The following is a 2,934-nucleotide window of genomic DNA, read 5'->3' as shown; positions in this document are numbered from 1 at the left end:
GCGGCACGTCGGGCCCGAGGGCCCGCGACCACTCGGCGCCCTCGCCGGGGAACGTCGCGACGGGTGCGAACCGGCCGGTGGCGAGGTGCGGGACGAGGCCGGGAACCGTGGCGGGGGCCGGGTTGCTGGCCGCGACGCGCGGCACGAGCCGCAGCCGGCCGTCGGCGTCGCGGGCCCCGGCGGCCAGGGAGGCGCCGAGGTGGATGACGGCGCGAGGTGAGAGGTCGAGCTCCTGGGCCAGGTAGCGGCGCACCCCGACGTTGTCGAGCTCGTGGCCGGTGTTGCCGAGGAAGAAGACCGGTGTCGTGCGGGCCAGGTCGGTGGCCAGCGCCAGGGCGAACGCGAGGCCCGGGCCTCGCTCGGCGGCGCAGGTGAACCAGCCGCTCAGCGGCGTCGTCACCACGACCGGATCGGCCACGGGCGCCGACGTGCCGAACCAGCCCTCGAGGTTGGTGGCGTGGGCCGACCGCACACGCGACGTGAAGCGCACGTCGGCGCCGTGCCGCGCGATCGCGTCGGCGTGGCGCCCGGGGACGACGAGCGTCGGGACGCCGGTGCGCTCGTCCTGCGTGTCGGGGTCGCTGTTGAACGCGACGAGCCCGTCGTACGCCGCCGCGGTGGCGGTCGCGGGCTTGGTCACCGGCAGCAGGGCGACCTCGGCCCCGGCGGCCTTGGCCGCGGCGACCGCGGCCTGCACGCCGGGGTCCTCACCCGCGGCCGAGCCGTTGGTCGGGGCCACGAAGGGCCGCGAGGTGCGGACCCGGCCGGTGCCCTCGTAGTAGAGGGGCACGCTCGGGATCGTCTGCCGGCCGACGCGCACCGAGGCGCTCCAGTCGTAGTGGGGGTAGTCGTAGCGCCAGCGGCTCGTGGTGGCGCCGAGGCGCCGCAGCGTCTGCTCGACCCACCGCACCGCGGCCTCCTCCTGGGCGGAGCCGGTGCGGTGCAGCGGCCAGCGGCTGTAGCCCTCGACGATCGAGAAGAGCGCGCGTCCGGTCACGTCGGACCCGCGGCCTCGCAGTCCGGCGGCGGTGGCTGACGTGGGCAGCGCCAGGGCGGCTGCGCCTGCGGCGCCGGCGGCGAGGGCGCTCCGACGGGTGATGGGCCTGGTCATCGTCACTCCCGAGATAGACGTCTGAGTCACTCGACAAACTACCCGTGGACGGTCGCCGACGGGAGCAGGGCTACTGTGGCCGACATCCACGACGGCCCAGAACCGCGTTGCTCCTGGACGGACGACCCCCGCGACACCTCGTCGCCGGGCGCAACCGACAGTGGGCACCGGGCATGGGCGTTGAGATCAAGATCGACCACCTGACCAAGTCGTTCGGCAAGCAGATGATCTGGGGCGACGTCTCGCTCGTGGTCCCCGCCGGTGAGATCAGCGTGATGCTGGGTCCGTCCGGCACGGGCAAGTCGGTGCTGCTCAAGACGATCATCGGGCTGCTCAAGCCCGACAGCGGCTCGGTGGTCATCGAGGGCACCGACATCGCGTCGTGCCCCGAGAAGGAGCTCTACGAGATCCGCAAGCTGTTCGGCGTGCTGTTCCAGGACGGTGCGATGTTCGGCTCGATGAACCTCTACGACAACGTCGCCTTCCCGCTGCGCGAGCACACCAAGAAGTCGGAGTCGCAGATCCGCGAGGTCGTGATGGAGAAGATGGACCTGGTCGGTCTCCTGGGCGCCGAGGACAAGCTGCCCGGTGAGATCTCCGGCGGGATGCGCAAGCGCGCCGGTCTGGCCCGGGCGCTGGTGCTGGATCCCGAGATCGTGCTCTTCGACGAGCCCGACTCGGGTCTCGACCCGGTGCGCACGGCGTTCCTCAACCAGCTGATCATCGACCTCAACACGCAGATCGACGCGACGTTCCTCATCGTCACCCACGACATCAACACCGCGCGCACGGTGCCCGACAACATCGGACTGCTCTACCACAAGCACCTCGCGATGTTCGGACCGCGCGAGATGCTGCTGAGCTCCGAGGAGCCGGTGGTGCGGCAGTTCCTCAACGCCCAGCGCGTCGGCCCGATCGGGATGTCGGAGGAGAAGGACGCCGACGAGCTCGCCGCCGAGTCCGGCCAGGAGCTCCCGCCGCTGCCGCCGATCCCGCTGCAGCAGGAGCCGTCCAGCGGCATCCCGCGCCGCAGCCAGCGACCGGCCGGCGAGTGGTGCGAGCAGAACGGCGTGAAGCCGCCTCCCGGGTCGTTCGACCCCGGCATGAACATGACCGTCGGCGCCTAGCGGCTGCCCGCCGAGCCGCCGGTGCGGGCTCGGCTGCTTCACTTGACGCATGACGGAGGGCGTGGGCGACGGCCGCCGACGGCGGGCGCTCTCGGTCGTGTCCTGGGTCGTGGTCGGCGTCGTCATGGTCGCGCTCGCGGGGGTCGCCGTGGTGCGGCTGTTCGTCGACCAGACCGACGCGCCCACCGACGCCACGACCGTGCAGGACGTCGCCGACATGGCCGTGACCGTGACCGAGGACCTCGACGTCGTCGGTGGTGTCGACCTGCTCTGCGCCGCGCCGCTCGACCTCTACCGGATGGCCGTCGAGTCGACGATCACCACGTGGCAGGTCATGTCGGGCAACGACGTCCCCGACGTGCAGGCCGAGGCCAGCGACGTCGACGAGGGCGCGGCCGGCTCGTTCGTGATCCGCATCAGCAGCGACGAGGACGGCCTCGAGCAGGAGAAGCAGAACTTCCGGGTCTTCGTCGAGAGCCGCGCCGGCCGGTCCTGCGTCGTCGGCGTCGGCGGGCCCAAGGCCAAGCGGCCCACCACCGAGTTCTCCGGGGGCGGCTACTCGCGCGTGACCTCGCCGCCGCCGTCCCCGCGGTCGAGCGCCCCGCGGTCGAGCGCCCCGCAGTCGGGCGCCCCGTGACCCGCTGGCAGGAGGTCGCCCGCGCGAGCGCGGGTAACGACTACGCGCTGGACTACGCC

Annotated in this window: 3 protein-coding genes; 2 read left to right on the top strand and 1 reads right to left on the bottom strand. The window is 72.5% G+C overall.

The features are described from left to right. The coding region (locus Q7T52_RS03695; RefSeq protein WP_304799509.1) for a hypothetical protein at positions 1 to 1,111 on the bottom strand (1,111 nt) is incomplete at its 3' end. 173 nt (positions 1,112 to 1,284) lie between these two features. Between Q7T52_RS03695 and Q7T52_RS03690 the strand changes: the two genes are divergently transcribed. Together Q7T52_RS03690 and Q7T52_RS03685 are read left to right on the top strand one after the other, a co-directional pair. Then, positions 1,285 to 2,238: an ABC transporter ATP-binding protein gene (locus tag Q7T52_RS03690; protein WP_304799507.1), complete on the top strand. Its 954-nt coding sequence runs from the start codon at positions 1,285 to 1,287 to the stop codon at positions 2,236 to 2,238. 49 nt (positions 2,239 to 2,287) lie between these two features. Then, positions 2,288 to 2,875, top strand: a complete 588-nt coding sequence (locus Q7T52_RS03685; protein WP_304799505.1) for a hypothetical protein — start codon at positions 2,288 to 2,290, stop codon at positions 2,873 to 2,875. Positions 2,876 to 2,934 lie beyond the last annotated feature (59 nt).

The organism is Nocardioides sp., from assembly GCF_030655615.1.
Lineage (GTDB): Bacteria > Actinomycetota > Actinomycetes > Propionibacteriales > Nocardioidaceae > Nocardioides.
The sequence above is the reverse complement of the archived record's forward strand: the minus strand, read 5'-3'. Positions and strand labels throughout refer to the sequence as shown.

Excerpts from the sequence above, each read along its gene's own strand:
- Q7T52_RS03690 (WP_304799507.1), top strand. The coding sequence starts at position 1,285 with ATGGGCGTTGAGATCAAGATCGACCACCTGACCAAGTCGTTCGGCAAG.
- Q7T52_RS03685 (WP_304799505.1), top strand. The coding sequence starts at position 2,288 with ATGACGGAGGGCGTGGGCGACGGCCGCCGACGGCGGGCGCTCTCGGTC.